Annotated in this window: 15 protein-coding genes; 13 read left to right on the top strand and 2 right to left on the bottom strand. The window is 42.0% G+C overall.

What is annotated here, in order from left to right; genetic code table 11:
- Nucleotides 1-254 precede the first annotated feature (254 nt).
- Nucleotides 255-1,346, top strand: coding sequence for a 3-phosphoserine/phosphohydroxythreonine transaminase (gene serC, locus ACVBIU_RS19020; protein WP_447164533.1), 1,092 nt, complete (start codon nt 255-257; stop codon nt 1,344-1,346).
- Nucleotides 1,347-1,466: 120 nt separating this feature from the next.
- On the opposite strand, the gene ACVBIU_RS19015 is transcribed toward serC, so the two are convergent.
- The gene (locus ACVBIU_RS19015) at nt 1,467-2,660 is read right to left on the bottom strand and encodes an amino acid aminotransferase (RefSeq protein ID WP_447159336.1); all 1,194 of its coding nucleotides are present in this window, start codon (nt 2,658-2,660) and stop codon (nt 1,467-1,469) included.
- A gap of 428 nt (nt 2,661-3,088) precedes the next feature.
- On the opposite strand from ACVBIU_RS19015, the gene aroA reads away from it, so the two are divergent.
- The 11 genes from aroA (at nt 3,089) to ACVBIU_RS18960 (ending at nt 14,300) form a co-directional block, all read left to right on the top strand.
- On the top strand, nt 3,089-4,369 hold the full coding sequence (gene aroA, locus ACVBIU_RS19010; RefSeq protein WP_447159335.1) for a 3-phosphoshikimate 1-carboxyvinyltransferase: 1,281 nt from the start codon (nt 3,089-3,091) through the stop codon (nt 4,367-4,369).
- A 178-nt stretch (nt 4,370-4,547) separates the two neighbouring features.
- Nucleotides 4,548-5,240 (top strand): (d)CMP kinase, encoded by a 693-nt coding sequence (gene cmk, locus ACVBIU_RS19005; protein ID WP_447159334.1) that lies wholly within the window; start codon nt 4,548-4,550, stop codon nt 5,238-5,240.
- A gap of 97 nt (nt 5,241-5,337) precedes the next feature.
- On the top strand, nt 5,338-7,005 hold the full coding sequence (gene rpsA, locus ACVBIU_RS19000; protein WP_447159333.1) for a 30S ribosomal protein S1: 1,668 nt from the start codon (nt 5,338-5,340) through the stop codon (nt 7,003-7,005).
- Between the two features lie 72 nt (nt 7,006-7,077).
- Complete coding sequence (gene ihfB, locus ACVBIU_RS18995; RefSeq protein ID WP_447159332.1) at nt 7,078-7,365, top strand: integration host factor subunit beta; 288 nt, start codon at nt 7,078-7,080, stop codon at nt 7,363-7,365.
- A gap of 122 nt (nt 7,366-7,487) precedes the next feature.
- A complete protein-coding gene (locus ACVBIU_RS18990; RefSeq protein ID WP_447159331.1) occupies nt 7,488-7,820 on the top strand; it encodes a LapA family protein in 333 nt (110 codons plus the stop codon).
- A gap of 1 nt (nt 7,821) precedes the next feature.
- The gene (lapB, locus tag ACVBIU_RS18985) at nt 7,822-8,982 is read left to right on the top strand and encodes a lipopolysaccharide assembly protein LapB (protein WP_447159330.1); all 1,161 of its coding nucleotides are present in this window, start codon (nt 7,822-7,824) and stop codon (nt 8,980-8,982) included.
- A 67-nt stretch (nt 8,983-9,049) separates the two neighbouring features.
- Complete coding sequence (pyrF, locus tag ACVBIU_RS18980; protein ID WP_447159329.1) at nt 9,050-9,745, top strand: orotidine-5'-phosphate decarboxylase; 696 nt, start codon at nt 9,050-9,052, stop codon at nt 9,743-9,745.
- Nucleotides 9,746-9,820: 75 nt separating this feature from the next.
- Nucleotides 9,821-10,639 (top strand): SDR family oxidoreductase, encoded by an 819-nt coding sequence (locus tag ACVBIU_RS18975; RefSeq protein ID WP_447164532.1) that lies wholly within the window; start codon nt 9,821-9,823, stop codon nt 10,637-10,639.
- Between the two features lie 39 nt (nt 10,640-10,678).
- Entirely contained in the window at nt 10,679-11,221 is a 543-nt protein-coding gene (locus tag ACVBIU_RS18970) for a DUF2058 domain-containing protein (RefSeq protein WP_447159327.1), read from the top strand.
- Nucleotides 11,222-11,463: 242 nt separating this feature from the next.
- Nucleotides 11,464-13,734, top strand: coding sequence for a collagenase (locus ACVBIU_RS18965; protein WP_447164531.1), 2,271 nt, complete (start codon nt 11,464-11,466; stop codon nt 13,732-13,734).
- A 215-nt stretch (nt 13,735-13,949) separates the two neighbouring features.
- Complete coding sequence (locus ACVBIU_RS18960; RefSeq protein WP_202722221.1) at nt 13,950-14,300, top strand: DMT family protein; 351 nt, start codon at nt 13,950-13,952, stop codon at nt 14,298-14,300.
- A gap of 167 nt (nt 14,301-14,467) precedes the next feature.
- Here ACVBIU_RS18960 and corA read toward each other — a convergent pair whose 3' ends face one another.
- A complete protein-coding gene (gene corA, locus ACVBIU_RS18955; protein ID WP_447159325.1) occupies nt 14,468-15,412 on the bottom strand; it encodes a magnesium/cobalt transporter CorA in 945 nt (314 codons plus the stop codon).
- Nucleotides 15,413-15,728: 316 nt separating this feature from the next.
- Here corA and ACVBIU_RS18950 point away from each other — a divergent pair, with 316 nt between their 5' ends.
- The gene (locus tag ACVBIU_RS18950; RefSeq protein WP_447164530.1) at nt 15,729-17,489 is read left to right on the top strand and encodes an acyl-CoA dehydrogenase family protein; all 1,761 of its coding nucleotides are present in this window, start codon (nt 15,729-15,731) and stop codon (nt 17,487-17,489) included.
- Nucleotides 17,490-17,607: the final 118 nt, after the last annotated feature.

Below are 17,607 nucleotides of genomic sequence, written 5' to 3'. Positions count from 1 at the left end.
GTTGTGTGAGTAAGTGGTGTATCTAAGTGAGTGGTGTCATCAATACTCACAATTCGCTACTCACATCTAGCCTAGGTATTATTTTAACGATAATGCTAACAAAAGCAGTTATTAAATTTATAAATAGTGACTTGCTTACATCAACGTTAAGAGTGATTTTATTTTTATGTTAGCTTCTAAAGCGTTGGGATATAATGCTAAAAAGAATGCTAATACTCCACTATTTCTACTGATAATAATAGAAGGACAATACTGTGAGCGCGATTTTTAACTTCTGTGCAGGCCCTGCCATGTTACCCGCACCTGTAATGCAAAAGGCTCAGAAAGAGCTATTGAACTGGAATGACCAAGGTGTTTCCGTTATGGAGGTGAGTCATCGAAGTAAAGAATTTATCGCGTTAACTGAACAAGCTGACACTGATTTACGTCAGTTAATGGATATACCGGCCAATTATCACGTGTTGTTTATGCATGGTGGTGGTCGCGGCCAATTTTCGGCTGTTGTGAATAATTTTTTAGGCAACAATGGAAAAGCACTCTATTTAGTCGATGGTAGCTGGTCTCAGGCGGCGGTTGAAGAAGCAAAAAAAATAGCCGGTGAAGACAATGTTGATGTTATCGACATTGTCAGTGTTGTAGAGGGAAAGAAACAGATCTCGCTTCCTGACCTGACTCAAATTGATAAAGATTACCGATATGTACACTACTGTCCAAATGAGACCGTTGATGGTATCGAAATTTTTGAAAGCATTAACAGTCCTTGGCCTGTTATTGCTGATATGTCATCTAATATTTTGTCACGTACAATCGACGTGAGTCAGTTCGGGCTAATTTATGCTGGCGCGCAAAAGAACATTGGTCCATCGGGCTTAAGTATCGTTATTGTGCGTGATGATATGCTTTCTTTATCGAGCTTGCCGCAATCGTCAATTATGGATTATCGCTTAGCGGTTAAACATGACTCCATGTACAACACGCCACCGACGTTTGCTTGGTATTTGGCCGCAGAAGTCTTTAGCTGGTTGAAAAGTGTTGGTGGTGTTTCCCAGATGGAACAGATCAATATTGAAAAGGCTGCGCGCCTATATCAGTGTATTGATGAATTAGGTTTTTATGTCTGTGACGTTGCAAAACAAAATCGAAGCCGCATGAATGTCACTTTTAAACTGACAAATGCTGATTTAGATTCGAAGTTTCTAGAGGATGCAAAAGCTGCAGGCCTCGTAGCCTTAAAAGGTCATCGAAGCGTTGGTGGTATGCGGGCTAGTTTATACAATGCTATGCCATTGGCCGGTGTAGATGCGTTAGTTAACTTTATGAAAGCGTTTGCTGCGAAACATAGCTAGACATCGTTTAAAACTAAATCAAAAAAGCCGATAATAGCGATATTATCGGCTTTTTAGTTATTGTTCTAATGAGGTTCACGTTAAATTTAATCAAGCTTGAACGAATCGTTTACCTCTATACTAAGAAATCACTTTCGCAATTGATTCTGCGAGGTAATCAATATTCCCAGTTCCAATGCCTGCAATACTAATCCGGCTTGAGTCTACCATGTAGACGCTATAATGCTCTTGCAGTTCAGCAACCTCTGTTGGGGTTATCCCAAGAAAAGAGAACATGCCTTTTTGCTTGGCGATAAAGTCAAAGTTACGTTGAACGCCTTTCTCTTTAAGCTTATTAACCAGCATTACACGGTTACCGTTAATACGCTCACGCATTACGGTTAATTCGTTTAACCATTCTTGTTTTAGTGTGTCTGAACCTAAAATGGTTTCGACAATAGCAGCGCCATGAGCTGGCGGCATTGAGTAGATACAACGTACTACGTACAAAAGCACTGAAAATGCGATATCTGCGCGTATTGCATCACTGCCGATAATTGAGCAGGATCCAATTCGTTCACGGTATAAGCCAAAATTCTTAGAGCAAGAACTACACAGGATCATATTGTTAACCGCTGCAGCCATTTTACGCACGCCATAGGCATCTTCATCAACACCATCACCAAAACCCTGGTAAGCCATATCGATAAGAGGAGTGAAACCTTGTCGACTGGTGAGTGAAATAATCTCATCCCACTGTGATGGACTTAAGTCCATACCACTTGGGTTATGACAGCATGCATGCAGTAGCACAACATCTTCTTCGCTCACCTTGGCCAAGGCGGCTTTCATCTCGTCAAACTTGAGTGACTTTGTATCGTAGTTATAATAGGGATAGGTTTTAACTGTGATCCCCGCCGCTTCAAACAGGCCAGTATGATTTGCCCAAGTAGGATCGCTAACCCAGAGTATGGCATTTGGATTGCATCGCTTGATAAAATCAGCAGCAACTCGAAGTGCCCCAGTACCGCCAGGGGTCGACACTGTACGAACTCGGTTGGCTAAAATAACCGGGTTATCTAAACCAAAAGCGAGCTCAGTAATTAACCTGTTGAAATCACCTGAACCTGTAGGGCCGATGTAAACTTTAGTTGACTCTGTCTCTAATCTAAACTTTTCTGCTTTTTTAACACAAGACAAAATTGGGGTGTGACCCGACTCATCTTTATAGACTCCAACACCTAAGTCTACTTTTTGGCAATGGTCATCTTCACGATATTTAGTCAGTAACCCAAGGATTGGATCGGCAGGCATAGCGGTCAATTTGTTGAACATGGCTCCATTTACCTTCTCTGTTGTTGGCTGTTTTATTGATCATTATCTTTATTAACTTAGAGTAACGTATATAACCTAGCGATGAACAGTATTGCGGTATATTTTGATCCTGAAAGTTGTTGGAATATTATGATTCCACTTAAAGTTAATAGGTAATAATTGGCTGTTGTAAGCCGAGTGAAACTGTGAATTATTACTACTTGAGTATAATTTGTCTTGTAAAGGATGATTTTTATAAAAAAGTGTTGAATCCTGCGCAGCAATGAGTAACTTTATATCTACGAAGTTCAAACAAACGCGTAGACGGCTGTCATTTTGTCGTGATGACCTTAAATCCTATCAAATTAGGAGTAATGCTGTCTTGCATGAACATCTACTGTTAACCCGCAGGCGAGTTTGACTCCTGCAGTAATAATAAGAAGTACGCAATGAATCAATTACGTTTAGAGCCGATAAAAAAAGTATCAGGTACGGTTAATATTCCTGGTTCAAAGAGCATTTCAAATCGTGCTTTATTATTGGCGACTCTCGCTAGTGGAACCACGACACTCACCAATTTACTCGACTCAGACGATATTCGTTATATGTTGGCCTCACTTAAGCAACTCGGCGTCAACTATCGTTTATCGAATAACAATACCGTGTGTGAATTAGATGGCTTAGCCGGTACTTTAAACGCGAGTGAGCCGCAAAGCTTGTTTTTAGGAAACGCAGGTACAGCAATGCGCCCATTATGTGCTGCACTAACATTAGGCCAAGGTGAGTTTACGTTAACAGGTGAGCCGCGTATGGAAGAGCGTCCTATTGGCGATCTGGTCGATGCGCTGCGCCAACTCGGTGCCGAAGTGAGTTACCTTAAAAATGAGGGTTTTCCGCCACTGCATATTACCTCAACGGGGTTAAATGGTGGCAATGTTGAGATAGCTGGCGATCTGTCCAGCCAGTTTTTAACCGCACTGCTGATGGTTGCACCGCTAGCTCAAGACGATGTAAATATTCAAATTAAAGGTGAGCTAGTCTCAAAACCTTATATCGATATTACCTTAGCCTTAATGGAGCAGTTTGGCGTTAAGGTTACAAATAACGACTACGCTTCATTTGAGATCAAGACTGGTCAACGTTATGTCTCTCCAGGCAAAGTACTGGTTGAAGGTGACGCGTCATCGGCTTCTTATTTTCTTGCCGCCGGTGCGATTCAAGGTGGAGAAGTTAAGGTCACAGGTGTAGGCAAGCTCAGCATTCAAGGTGATGTTAAGTTTGCAGACGTACTCGAAAAAATGGGGGCTGAGATAGAGTGGGGCGATGATTATATTATTGCTCGTCAAGCTAAGCTAACAGCAGTTGATCTTGATATGAACCATATACCAGACGCAGCAATGACAATTGCGACGGCGGCACTGTTTGCGACCGGTACAACCCGTATTCGTAATATTTATAATTGGCGGATTAAAGAAACCGACCGTTTAGCGGCAATGGCAACTGAACTGCGAAAGGTCGGTGCTATAGTCGATGAAGGACATGACTATATCAGCGTAACGCCACCCGCTAAGCTAAATACTGCAGCAATTGATACCTATAATGATCACCGAATGGCGATGTGTTTCTCTATGATGGCGTTTGCGGATTGCGGGATCACCATTAATGAGCCTGAATGTACCTCTAAGACATTCCCAGATTATTTCAAACAATTTAACGCGCTTGCTAGATAAGCGTTACCCCAACAAGCAGTAATACGCTTCAGGTTAACCTTGGCTAACCTGAAGATTTGCTGAACCAAGTTCCCGAATATTTGAATTTTTTGCCGCTTTCTAAACTTACATGGTTTATAATGCGCGCGCTCATTTTTCGGTTATATCAAGGAAGATGGAATTTCTTGTGGAGGATTTTATGTCAGAAAGGGCGCCTGTTGTCACTGTTGACGGCCCAAGCGGTGCGGGAAAAGGTACTATTAGTCAGTTACTTGCTGAGCGATTAGGCTACAAGTTACTCGATAGTGGTGCGATTTACCGTGTATTAGCCTTAGCCGCTATTCATCACAACGTAGAACTAGATAATGAAGAGTCGTTAACCTTACTTGCCGCACATTTAGATGTGCAGTTTGTGACGGGTAATGAAGCTAAAGGGATTAAAGTCGTTTTAGAGGGTGAGGATGTATCAATAACCATCCGCAGCCAAGAATGCTCTAACGCGGCATCAAAAGTTGCGGCATTCCCACGAGTTAGGGAAGCGCTATTGCGTCGTCAGCGTGCATTTGCAGAAGCACCAGGCTTGATTGCTGACGGCCGTGATATGGGAACGATCGTATTTCCAGCTACGCCAGCTAAATTGTATTTGACAGCAACGGCGGAAGAAAGGGCGCAAAGGCGCTATAATCAGTTGCAGGACAAGGGCTTCGATGTTAATATCGATCAACTTTTGTCTGAGATAAAAGAGCGTGACGACCGCGATATGAATCGTAGTGTCGCTCCTTTGGTACCTGCCGAAGACGCACTGATTATCGATACGACTAACATTAATATTGAAGATGTGTTGGACTTAGCACTAACGCATATTCATCAAAAGCTCCAAGTACCAGCGTAAGCGGGTACTTAACTATTCGTCACATGGATGAGATGAATTATTATACTGACTCCACGTCCAGGATGGTCCGTGGTTTATTAAAGAAAGTAACTTAAACATGACTGAATCTTTTGCTGATCTATTTGAACAATCCCTTGAAACTCTAGAGTTCCGTCCAGGTTCTATCGTACGTGGTGTAGTTGTAGCCATCGAAAACGGTATGGTACTTGTTGACGCAGGTCTTAAGTCTGAAAGCCCAATCCCAGCTGAACAGTTCAAGAACGCTCAAGGCGCTCTAGAAATCGCAGTTGGCGACGAAGTTGACGTAGCACTTGACTCTGTAGAAGATGGTTTCGGTGAGACTCAACTTTCTCGTGAGAAAGCTAAGCGTCACGAAGCTTGGATCGTTCTAGAAAAAGCGTACGAAGATGCTGAAACTGTAATCGGTATCATCAATGGTAAGGTTAAAGGCGGTTTCACTGTTGAATTAAACGGTATCCGTGCATTCCTACCAGGTTCTCTAGTTGACGTTCGCCCAGTTCGCGATACAGCTCACCTAGAAAACAAAGAATTAGAATTCAAAGTTATCAAGCTTGACCAGAAGCGTAACAACGTTGTTGTTTCTCGTCGTGCAGTTATCGAATCAGAAAGCAGTGCAGAGCGTGATGCTCTTCTTGAGAACCTTCAAGAAGGTCAAGCAGTTAAGGGTATCGTTAAGAACCTTACTGACTACGGTGCATTCGTTGATCTTGGTGGTGTTGACGGTCTTCTACATATCACTGATATGGCTTGGAAGCGTGTTAAGCACCCATCTGAAATCGTTAATGTTGGTGACGAAATCAACGTTAAAGTTCTTAAGTATGACCGTGAGCGTACACGCGTATCACTAGGTCTTAAGCAACTTGGCGAAGATCCATGGTTAGAAATCAGCAAGCGCTACCCAGAAAACACACGTTTGACTGGTCGCGTAACTAACCTAACTGACTACGGTTGTTTCGTTGAAATTGAAGAAGGCGTTGAAGGTCTTGTTCACGTTTCTGAAATGGATTGGACTAACAAGAACATCCACCCATCTAAGGTTGTTAACCTAGGTGATGAAGTTGAAGTTCTAGTTCTTGACATCGATGAAGAGCGTCGTCGTATTTCTCTAGGTCTTAAGCAATGTAAAGTTAACCCATGGGATGATTTCGCTGAGCGTTTCAACAAAGGCGACAAGGTTTCTGGTAAGATCAAGTCAATCACTGACTTCGGTATCTTCATCGGTCTTGACGGCGGCATCGACGGTCTAGTTCACCTTTCTGACATTTCTTGGAACGGTACTGGCGAAGATGCAGTTTCTGAATACAAGAAAGGCGATGAAATCCACGCTGTAGTTCTTTCTGTAGACCCAGAGCGCGAGCGCATCAGTTTAGGCGTTAAGCAAACTGAAGACGATCCATTCAACGCATACCTTGCTGATAAGAAGAAAGGTGTTGTAGTAAATGGTGTTGTTACTGCAGTTGACGCAAAAGGTGTTACAATTGAACTAGCTGAGACTGTTGAAGGTTACCTTCGCGTTTCAGATATCTCTCGTGAGCGTATCGAAGATGCATCAACAGTTTACTCTGTAGGTGACAAAGTCGAGTCTAAGTTCATGGGTGTGGATCGTAAGAACCGCACTATCAGCCTATCTATCCGTGCGAAAGATGAAGCTGAAGAGAAAGAAGCAATGGCTAGCTTGAACAGCCAAGATGACGCTGTAATGAGCAGCGCTATGGCTGAAGCGTTCAAAGCAGCTCGTAAATAATCGCCTTGACGTTCAGGGGTGCTTGCACCCCTAAAAGGTGACTGTATTTGGCTTGATAATAGAGGGTATAGGATGACTAAGTCCGAGCTAATCGAAAAACTTGCCACTAGGCAGTCGCAGCTGTCTGCGAAAGAAGTGGAAGCCGCTATCAAAGAAATGTTGGAGCAAATGGCTGATACATTGGAAACTGGAGATCGTATAGAGATCCGTGGATTTGGTAGTTTCTCACTTCATTATCGTGCACCACGCACTGGCCGTAACCCAAAGACTGGTACTTCAGTCGAATTGGAAGGCAAGTATGTACCGCACTTTAAGCCAGGCAAAGAACTGCGCGAACGTGTTGATGCAATCAACGCGTAATTTACATCGTATTAAAAGCCTCCATTAGGAGGCTTTTTTATACCTAAAACTTAGGTATAACTAGCTAGTTTACTCATTTTCTTAGATAATCAAAGCTTACCAACGCGTTCATGGAGCTTAACGTGAAGTCATTTATCATTGCCTTTTTAGTCGCTGCATTTTTTTTCTTAGCGCTTATTTTTGGTGCTCGTAACGAACAAGTCGTGACAATTAGTTACTTTGTTGCTCAAGGTGAATTTAGATTACCTGTGGTTCTTGCATTTGTGTTTTTAGCTGGCTTTCTAGTGAGCTGGATATTTGCCATGTACCATATCGCGGGTCTTAAATTAGCCCTACGTCGTGCGAATAAAAAGTTGCACAACGCTCAAGAGAAACAAGAATTAAATCAAGCAACTGAATCTAAAGTTAAGACCATGGTTGTTAATCCAAGCGCAGACAAAGAAGTAGACGCTTAATATGTTAGAGATCCTCTTTCTGCTTCTTCCTATAGCTGCCGGGTATGGTTGGTATATGGGACGCAGAAGTGTCAGGCAAAAACAGACAAATCAAAGAAAGCAGCTAAGTCGTGACTACTTCACAGGGCTTAACTTTCTTTTGTCGAACGAATCAGATAAAGCGGTTGATTTGTTTATCAGCATGCTTGATGTAGACGATGACACTATTGATACCCATCTCTCCTTAGGTTCGCTATTTAGAAAGCGAGGCGAAGTAGATCGCTCGATCCGCATTCATCAAAACCTTATCGCAAGACCAAGCCTCACCACTGAGCAACGAGATCTAGCCATGATGGAACTGGGTAAGGATTATCTCGCTGCAGGTTTTTATGACAGAGCAGAAGAGATCTTTATCAATCTCGTTAATCAGGACGATCATAGTGAAGAAGCTGAAACTCAACTGATTGCTATCTATCAAGTGACCAAAGATTGGCAAAAAGCGATAGATATTATCAAGAAGTTGAAGCGTAAACGTCAGCACGACCTTAAACACGATACTGCGCATTTTTACTGTGAACTCGCCGACGAGACTGAAGATGTCGCATTAAAACTTAAGAACCTTCAGCTAGCGATTAAGCAAGATAGTCGATGTGCACGAGCCTTGTTAGCACTTGCGGAGCAATACTTAAAGCAAGAAGAGTTTAAGGCATGCAAGCAAAGCATAGAGAAATTGCTCACCACTGATATCGATTTTTTGCCTGATGCATTAGCAATAGCAAAACAAGCCTACTTAGTGACCAATGATAGCAGCGGTTATCAAGAGCTTCTAAGAGAAGCAATAGAGAATGGTGCTGGTGCCAGTATAACCATAACCCTTGCTCAGCACATGATTGAGCAAGGTCATCCCAAAGACGCAGAAAAATTAATCATGGAAGGCCTGATTAGGCATCCGACGATGAAAAGCTTTCAGCACCTTATGAAAATGCATCTACAGCAAGCTGAAGAAGGACAAGCCAAACAGAGTTTGACCATGCTTGAGCAGTTAGTAGAGCAACAGATTAAATATAGACCTGGATATCGCTGCAGAGAATGTGGCTTCCCATCCCATAGGCTATATTGGCATTGCCCCTCATGTAAGCATTGGGGGAGTATAAAAAGGATTAGAGGCCTAGACGGTGAATAACCGTTAGTGCTGCTGATTGACCAACAAAAAATAATACAACTTACACCGCAAAGCGATTGGAGAAACAATGACTGACAAGCCTATTTTAGTTGCCCTAGACTACGATAATAAAAATGATGCTTTGCAGCTTATCGATCAATTAGACCCGGACATGTGCAGACTGAAAGTCGGCAAAGAGATGTTTACGCTGTTTGGCCCACAATTAGTTACTGACATTCATAATCGTGGCTTTGATTTGTTCCTGGATCTTAAGTTTCACGACATACCAAACACAGTCGCTAAAGCGGTAACTGCAGCTGCAGAGCTTGGCGTTTGGATGACGAACATCCATGCATCAGGTGGACTCGCAATGATGCAAGCTGCTAAGCGTGCACTAGAACCCTACGGTGATAACGCGCCTTTGTTAATCGCTGTGACGGTATTAACATCAATGAGCGATGAAGAGCTGAAGCTACTTGGCATCAATGTACCGGCTTCAGAACATGTTTTACGCTTAGCGGCGTTGACTAAACAAGCTGGTCTTGATGGTGTAGTTTGTTCAGCACAGGAATCTAGCATATTAAAGGCTACGTTCGGTGATGACTTCAAACTCATCACACCGGGTATTCGCCCTGCGGGTTCTGACAAAGGCGATCAACATCGAGTGATGACACCCGCTGAAGCGCTTGCTGCAGGTTCTGATTATTTAGTGATTGGCCGTCCAATTACAAAAGCAGCAGATCCGCTTAAGGCATTGCAAGCAATCTATCAAACGATTGCATAATTAGCTTTCGCCTTGTAGGTTAGTTTCAAATTGTTATTTACTGGTTTGAAATAAACTTAATGAGGAGAAGTGACCATGTTTAGCTATCAAGGAAAGAATGTTGTCGTTGTTGGCGGTACCAGTGGCATAAACTTAGGTATCGCTATTCGCTTCTCTCAAGCCGGTGCAAATGTGGCAGTGGCGAGTCGCAGCGCAACTAAAGTCGATGCCGCTGTTGAGCAATTAAAACTCGCTAATCCAGAAGGAAAGCATTTCGGTGTTTGTTTTGACGTAAGAGATCTCGAAGCATTGAAACTGGGCTTTGCTGTAATTGCTGATACATTTGTTCATATTGATGTCTTAGTCAGTGGCGCTGCGGGTAACTTCCCATCATCGGCAGAGAACCTGTCAGAGAATGGTTTTAAGTCAGTCATGGACATAGACCTTTTAGGTAGCTTTCAGGTGCTTAAGCAAGGCTTTGCACTGATTAAAGAGCAGGGCGGCGCCATCATTCAGATCTCTGCACCACAAGCTTATGTACCCATGCCAATGCAGGTGCATGTTTGCGCGGCTAAAGCTGGGGTCGATATGCTGACCAAGACATTGGCGATAGAGTGGGGCTGCAAGGGCATTAGGATCAACTCAATTGTTCCTGGGCCGATTGCAGGAACGGAAGGCTTTGATAGGTTAGCCCCTACCGCCGAGTTACAAGCTCATGTTGCTAAAGGCGTGCCTTTAAGACGTAACGGCAGTTGTGATGATATTGCCAATGCGGCACTATTTCTAGCATCTGACATGGCGTCCTACATTACGGGTACTGTTTTACCTGTTGATGGTGGATGGTCTCTAGGTGGTGCGGGCGCGGCTATTGCCGAGATAGGGCAATTAGCTAAACGCAATTATGTAAAAGAATAAGTCGATTAAGAGTAATCGTTAAATTAGAGATTTATAGTTATGGCAAATCCATTTCAAGAGCAGTTGTTAAAAGCTGGCTTAGTCAGTAAGCAAAAAGTTAGAGATACTAAAACTCAGAAGCGTCGCGATAGAAAGGCTAAAGTCGACGATGGCTCTGATACACTGAAACAAGAAATAGCAGCTAAAAAACAAGCTCAGATTGATAAAGATAAGCAACTGAACGAGCAACGTTTTGCAGAAGCGTCTGAGAAAGGTTTAGTACGTGGATTGGTAACAGAATTTAGAAATTGTGTTATTAAGCCGCCAAAAGATGCTGAAATTAAGTTTAACTTCACTTTTGAAAATAAAATCTTCTCACTTTATGTAAATGAGAAAATGCAAAGTGAATTGCTTAACGGCCATTTAGGTATTGTCAGACACGAAGAGGTGAGTTACTTAGTACCGCATAAGCTGGCTGAACGAGTGAACCTTCTTGTACCTACTTGGATTGGCTACTTATGGTCTCAAGAAGATAATACAGAGATTGTAGAAGAAGATGATCCGTATGCAGATTATGTTATTCCAGACGATCTTATGTGGTAAGCATTACTGTATATTTACCCATTGACATAGCCTCGTTCATTTAAAGGTCGCAATTTTTCGTTGCGGCCTTTTTTATGTCTGATATTTGCCTATTTACTTCAATTCAAGTTGAAATTGTTTCACTTTGAATACTGTATATCATTTGTTACATTTTTGTTGCGTTAAGCATTTCAAATAGCTGAAAGGGTATTTCATCTATTCAAACAGCCATCAAAAAAATAAAAACAGTGTTAGGAGTGGATATGAACCATAGTTACCAAACAAGGAGTGTTAGCCGCACCCATATTTTAAAACCATTAAGTTTAGTGGTTGCACTTAGTTTATCAGCTTGCGGTAGTGATCCTAAAGACGAAGTGTTAGAACTCATTGAGCCAAGCCCGGCACCAGTTGAAACCATTATCGGCGAAGCGTTAACGTTAGATTCTGTAAAAGAGCATATTAATACCAACGAACCGCTTTCTTTTTATGTTGATGTTGAGACCGCAGCTCCAACATTGTTGATCAGCTTATTTAGCGGTATTGAAAATGAGAATTTAGGCGATCCAGATATTTATGTTCGTTACGAAAGCACTGCAACTACAGGTGAGAATGGCGAGTTTGACTGTGTTTCTTACAATGCTTCAGATTATAACGAAACGTGCATAATCGATGATATTCAACCTGGTCGTTATCATATTGTTGTTGATGCTAATTCAGATAAACCGACAGTCGATGCATCCATTCTTGCTACAGCATCATTATTTCAGCATAGCCTTTTGTGTAACGAGTCAGTCAGGATCCGCAGCCAAAAGTTAACAGCAACACAAGTACAAGAAGCATGTGAAATTGTGACTGAAACTAAGCAAAAATTCGACACTGTACTGGGCGCTAACATTGCCCCAGAGTTTGGTATACCGGTAGATAATGATTTGAATGAAGTCACTAACATTAATATATTTAGTAGCTTATCAAATTACGCCGCTTGGGCAGAGCATCTATTTGATACGAGTAACTCAAGCGGGATTTATTTCGAAACCTCTCCAACTGAGTGGTGGCATGACTCAACTATTCTCACTTTTAACGCGCTAGAGTGGAGCGGTGGACGTAATGTTATTCGCTCTTTAAGCCATGAGTACATTCATGCGTTAGATGCCCGGTATAACAAAGAAGGCGCATATAAATCAGATATGGCGTGGTGGAGCGAGGGCTTAGCTGAATACATAGGTACCTTCTATCAAAAACAATACCAAAGTATTGTAACTGCCAATGAAGACACGACTTACACTTTACAACAGATCTTTGACGGTGAGAGTAATAGCTATTCGTGGGGTAAATTAGCCGTAGCCTTTTTGATTGAAACCCAGCCTGCTCGTGTTACCTCTATGCTCACTGAAATGCGTGCGGGTAACTGGGAGGTATTTAATACTTTATTGCAAGAAATTGCCAGTAGTCACCAGCAAGAGTTCGTGACTTGGTACCAACAAACACTCACTGAACAATTTGCCGCCAGTGATACTGCATTATCACTAGGTGAATATGCCTCGATTAACGGTCGAGGAGGCTGGTTATACTCAGTTGAGGTTGCAGATGGAACAGACTCACTCAAGTTCAGCACCCAAGGCGGTTCGGGTAATGTTGATATGTGGGTTAACTATGCTTCTGCTGCACACCCAAGTTTAACTTCACAAGTCACTTGTCGTTCTGAAACGGCTGACTCGAATGAAGAAACTTGTATTATAGATTCCCCTGATGCCGGTCAGTATTTTATTACTATTGGTTCTGACTTTGTGGGCGGTGATATTGTTGACCTATATCTTTCAGCTTGTGCAGGAAATGATTGCAGTGTTTCGTTGCCGGAGCAGCAGCCTTTAAATGCAATTGAAGAACCTTATTTACCACATTGGCCAGAGAAGGGAATACTCGGCACTTGTAGTCTGGCAGAAACCTACCGTACTTCTTATGATTATGCTGAAGACGTGGCGATAACAAATACTACCGATACAGAAGTTAAAGTGTATTGGTTAAGTACCACAAAAGCTGATAAATCAGGTGGTTCATACATGACGCTAGCACAAGGTGATAGCTTTACACCTGAATACTGGTACATTGGCGAGAGGGTGATGTTAACCGATAAGACTGATAACTGCCTCAGTGTGGCGATTTTAAATGATGAAAATAACCAATTCGAAATTAAAGCTGAGCATGTGGTGGGAGCTGTTGATGAAGTCGAGATCCCAGCTGCTACTGCAGAGATAGGCAGTTGTGATCTTGCTGTGCCATATACTAGAGAGTCTGAATATGCTCCGGAGTTTATCGTAGCAAATACGTCAACAACGCCTTATAACTTATACTGGGTAGACTATGATTCTGGTCAACCAAACTTAAGTAATAACTATGCGACACTTGGCGAAAATGAAATGTACACAGCAGATTTCTGGACGATTGGTGACCGAATGATGGTAACGGATAGTGAAAATCAATGCATTGGCGTGCTTAGCTTAAATGACAGTAGCAACATCTTTGTTCTAGATTAATTATTGAAATCTAACTTTAAACGTTAAGCCCGGGTGTAACCGGGCTTTTTTATGTTCAAAACATGTAGGTTGCAGGAGCTTTACCTTCGCTTTTCAGTAGATTTAACAAATAAAGATTTACGTCTTAAATGCCTATCAGTAGAATGCGCCATCATTTTCAGTACCCCTCATCAGTGATGTCAATTGATGAGCCTATAGCGTGAGTCTAATCGGCCATGAACCCCATATTTATCAGTATCTCTTTGCTTGTTTGCAGCAATATTTTTATGACATTTGCCTGGTATGCTCACTTAAAAGAGCTGAACAATAAACCATGGATTATTGCTGCACTCATTAGCTGGGGAATTGCGCTGTTTGAATACTTACTTCAAGTTCCAGCTAATCGAATTGGCTATACGGAGTTAAATGTCGGACAGTTAAAAATTCTGCAAGAAGTGATTACCTTGATGGTATTTGTCCCGTTCTCGGTATTTTATTTAAGAGAGCCATTAAAGTTAGATTATCTATGGGCAGGGCTTTGTTTAGTCGGAGCCGTTTACTTTGCTTTCAGAAGTAAGTTTGCTTAATACTTGGAATAATTTGGCGATTTTCATCTCCAGTCATCGCTGCAGTTGTTACAATTCATGCCACTAGCTGATAACACTAGCCTTTAACGCCACCATTAAACGTGGCGTTTTTGCATCTAAAAACAATGATTTTAAACGTGATTCTTTACAATAAAGCGACAAAAATATTATAGCCAACGCTTTATCTTAAAAAACCAAAAGGTTGCAGCCGCACTGGCAAACATAAGCGCTATGGACCAGGGGTAGCCATAATGCCAATGTACCTCAGGCATATTGTCAAAATTCATACCATAGGTACTTGCTATCAATGTTGGCGGGAGAAACACTACCGCGGCAACGGAAAATATTTTACTGATTTTGTTTTGCTGCAAACCCGTAAAGCCCATAGCAGCATCCATCAAAAAGTTTAGCTTTTCAAAAAGAAACTGAGTATGCGGGATCAATGAAGATATATCAGACAGCATATTACCGATGTCTTTAGTTTCTTCACTAGACAGGTTTTGTTGGTAAACACGCAGCATGTAATTCAGTGCACGTTGAGTATCAAGTAAATTCAAACGAACTTTACCATTAGTGTCTTCTCTTATAGTGATCAGTTTAAACACCTCATCGATACGGTCTTTTTCGAAGACTTCATGGCCAATATTTTCCAAAGCGCTGTAAGTATCTTCAATGAGATCGGCTAAATGGTCGACTTTCATTTTAAATAACTGAATGAATAATTGCTGGGGTGTAACAGGGACGGAAGACTTTTGAAGGTTTGTGGCTAATGAGTCTATCAAACGCTGATCATCATCTCTGATGGTGATCAATAAGTCTGCTCTAAGGTTAAAATAAATATTAATAGAGCTTAGTGTCTGTGCAGACTTTTGACTAAATAATGAGTTAACGTGTAAACCATCTTTATTTTGGTAAAAACGTGAAGAGTCCTCAATTTCATTCCTATCTTCTCTATCTGGTACCTCGTCAGTAGAAAAGCTAGCCAACCAAAGTCTTTCTGCTTCAATGGGTCGATAAATGTCTAACCATATTGTTGTTTCTGGTAAAGGTTCGTCAATATTAAGAGTTGTTGTAGTGACTTGCTGTTGTTGGTAGCAATACGCTGTGATCATGTTGGCTCCATCGCAAAAAGTATGTATTAGTCGAAACCGATAATTAAATATTAGTCAATGATTGCAAAGATATAGTATTTAGATATGGAATGATATTTGTCTCATAAAAAGCTGAAGCAAATTGTACAGTCGCAATACAAGAGGTGAAATATGTCGACCTTTAATGTTTACTCTCAGTTGTCGATAAAACTAAGGTGACAAATAAGGTAAATACGAATGCAAGTAAGCTAAAAGATTTACGCTAAAAGGGTGTCATTTGCTGCGACTTCTGATAGATTTGAAACAACTGTTTAAATCCATTGTTTAAGAGTCCGATATGAACCCGTATAACGCCCCATTAGCAGAAATGCGTTTTCTTCTTGAGAAAGTCTTTGACGCCCCAAAAACGTGGTCTGAGATGCCAGCAATGGCCGAGACTGTCGATATGGATACTGCAGCAGCAATTTTAGATGAAGCAGATAAGATTAGCCGCGAATTAATCCATCCTATTAACCGTAGCGGTGATGAGCAAGGTGTTCGGCACGAAGCTGATAGGGTGATCACACCTGATGGCTATAAAGCGGTATATGACCAATACGCTGAAGGTGGCTGGGTAGGGCTATGTGGTGATCCTGAGCTAGGTGGCATGGGCATGCCTAAGATGCTCGGTGTACTAGTCGATGAAATGGCTTATAGCGCATGTAACGCGTTTACTCTATATGGTTCATTAACCGCTGGTGCAGCACTAGCTATTCATGCCCATGGCAGCGAAGAGATTAAGCAGCAGTATCTGCCTATGCTATACAGCGGCGAATGGTCTGGCGCCATGGATATGACAGAGCCTCAAGCGGGTTCAGATCTGCGGAACATTAGAACTAAGGCTGTTCCTAATGATGATGGCAGCTATCAGATCACGGGTAGCAAGATTTTCATTACTGGTGGAGATCATGATTTAACTGAAAACGTTATTCACTTAGTACTCGCCAAATTACCCAATACCAGTGGCATTTCATTGTTTTTAGTGCCAAAGATTAAAGTGAATGCGGACAATACTCTAGGTGAAGCCAATGGCGTGACTGTCGGTTCTATCGAACACAAGATGGGGCTTAAAGGTTCTGCAACGTGTGTGATGAATTTTGACGATGCAGAAGGTTACCTTATCGGCAGAGCTAATCGTGGTTTAGTATGCATGTTCACCATGATGAACTATGAACGTTTGGCTATTGGTATACAAGGTTTAGGGACGTCACAAGCGGCTTACCAAATGGCTGCTGAATACGCTAAAGAGCGCACCCAAGGTGTAGCGGCTGGTGGCTCGCCGACAGGCGCTGCAAGCGACCCTATTATTGTTCACGGTGATGTCAGGCGAATGTTGTTAACGATCCGTACGTTAACTGAAGCGGGACGTGCATTATCTGTATATACCGGGCAACAACTCGATTTAGCCAAGTATTCAGATGATAGTGATGCTAAGGCGAAGGCTAGTCGTTATGTTGGATTGTTAACACCAGTATCAAAAGCGTTTTTAAGTGATCGAGGTCTTGATGCTGCGATTATGGCGCAACAGGTATTTGGTGGCCATGGTTACATCCGTGAGACAGGCATTGAACAATTAGTGCGTGATACCCGAATTGCCCAGATCTACGAAGGCACCAACGGCATTCAAGCGATTGATTTCTTAGGTCGTAAAGTAACGGGTGATAACGTCGCCGCTTTATCTGAATTTGTTGCAGAGCAGATCGCTAAAATTAATGGGTATGCTCATGTTGCCGATGGCGATAAAGCAACACTATTGGCATTACTCGAACAGCTACTAGAGGTGGCGAATCAAGTTAATGACAATAAATTAAGTCAACCAGCTTTGATTAACTCATGTGCAGTCGATTACCTCGACGCATTTGGTTATGTCCTTTATGGCTGCTTCTGGTTAGCGATGAATGATGCGGCACATGATCATGAAGATGAAAACTTTAAGCTACAAAAAGCACATCTTGGGCGTTTTTACTTTGATAAGCTATTGGCTAAGGCCGAGTATCATTTATCACAGGTGAAGACAGGGGATGCGTCGATAATGCAAATAGATGAAAGCTTGTTCTAAATAAGACGATTTCTAACTTCGAATAAAAAACGCCACTTAACGTTAATGCCGTTCACTTAAGGTGAACGGCATTTTTATTTTTGGCATACCGTTGAGGCCTTGGTTTTACTGTTCTGGG

This window comes from Shewanella sp. 30m-14 (assembly GCF_052977125.1).
Note: the sequence above shows the minus strand (reverse complement) of the source record. Positions and strands in the feature narration are given on the sequence as shown.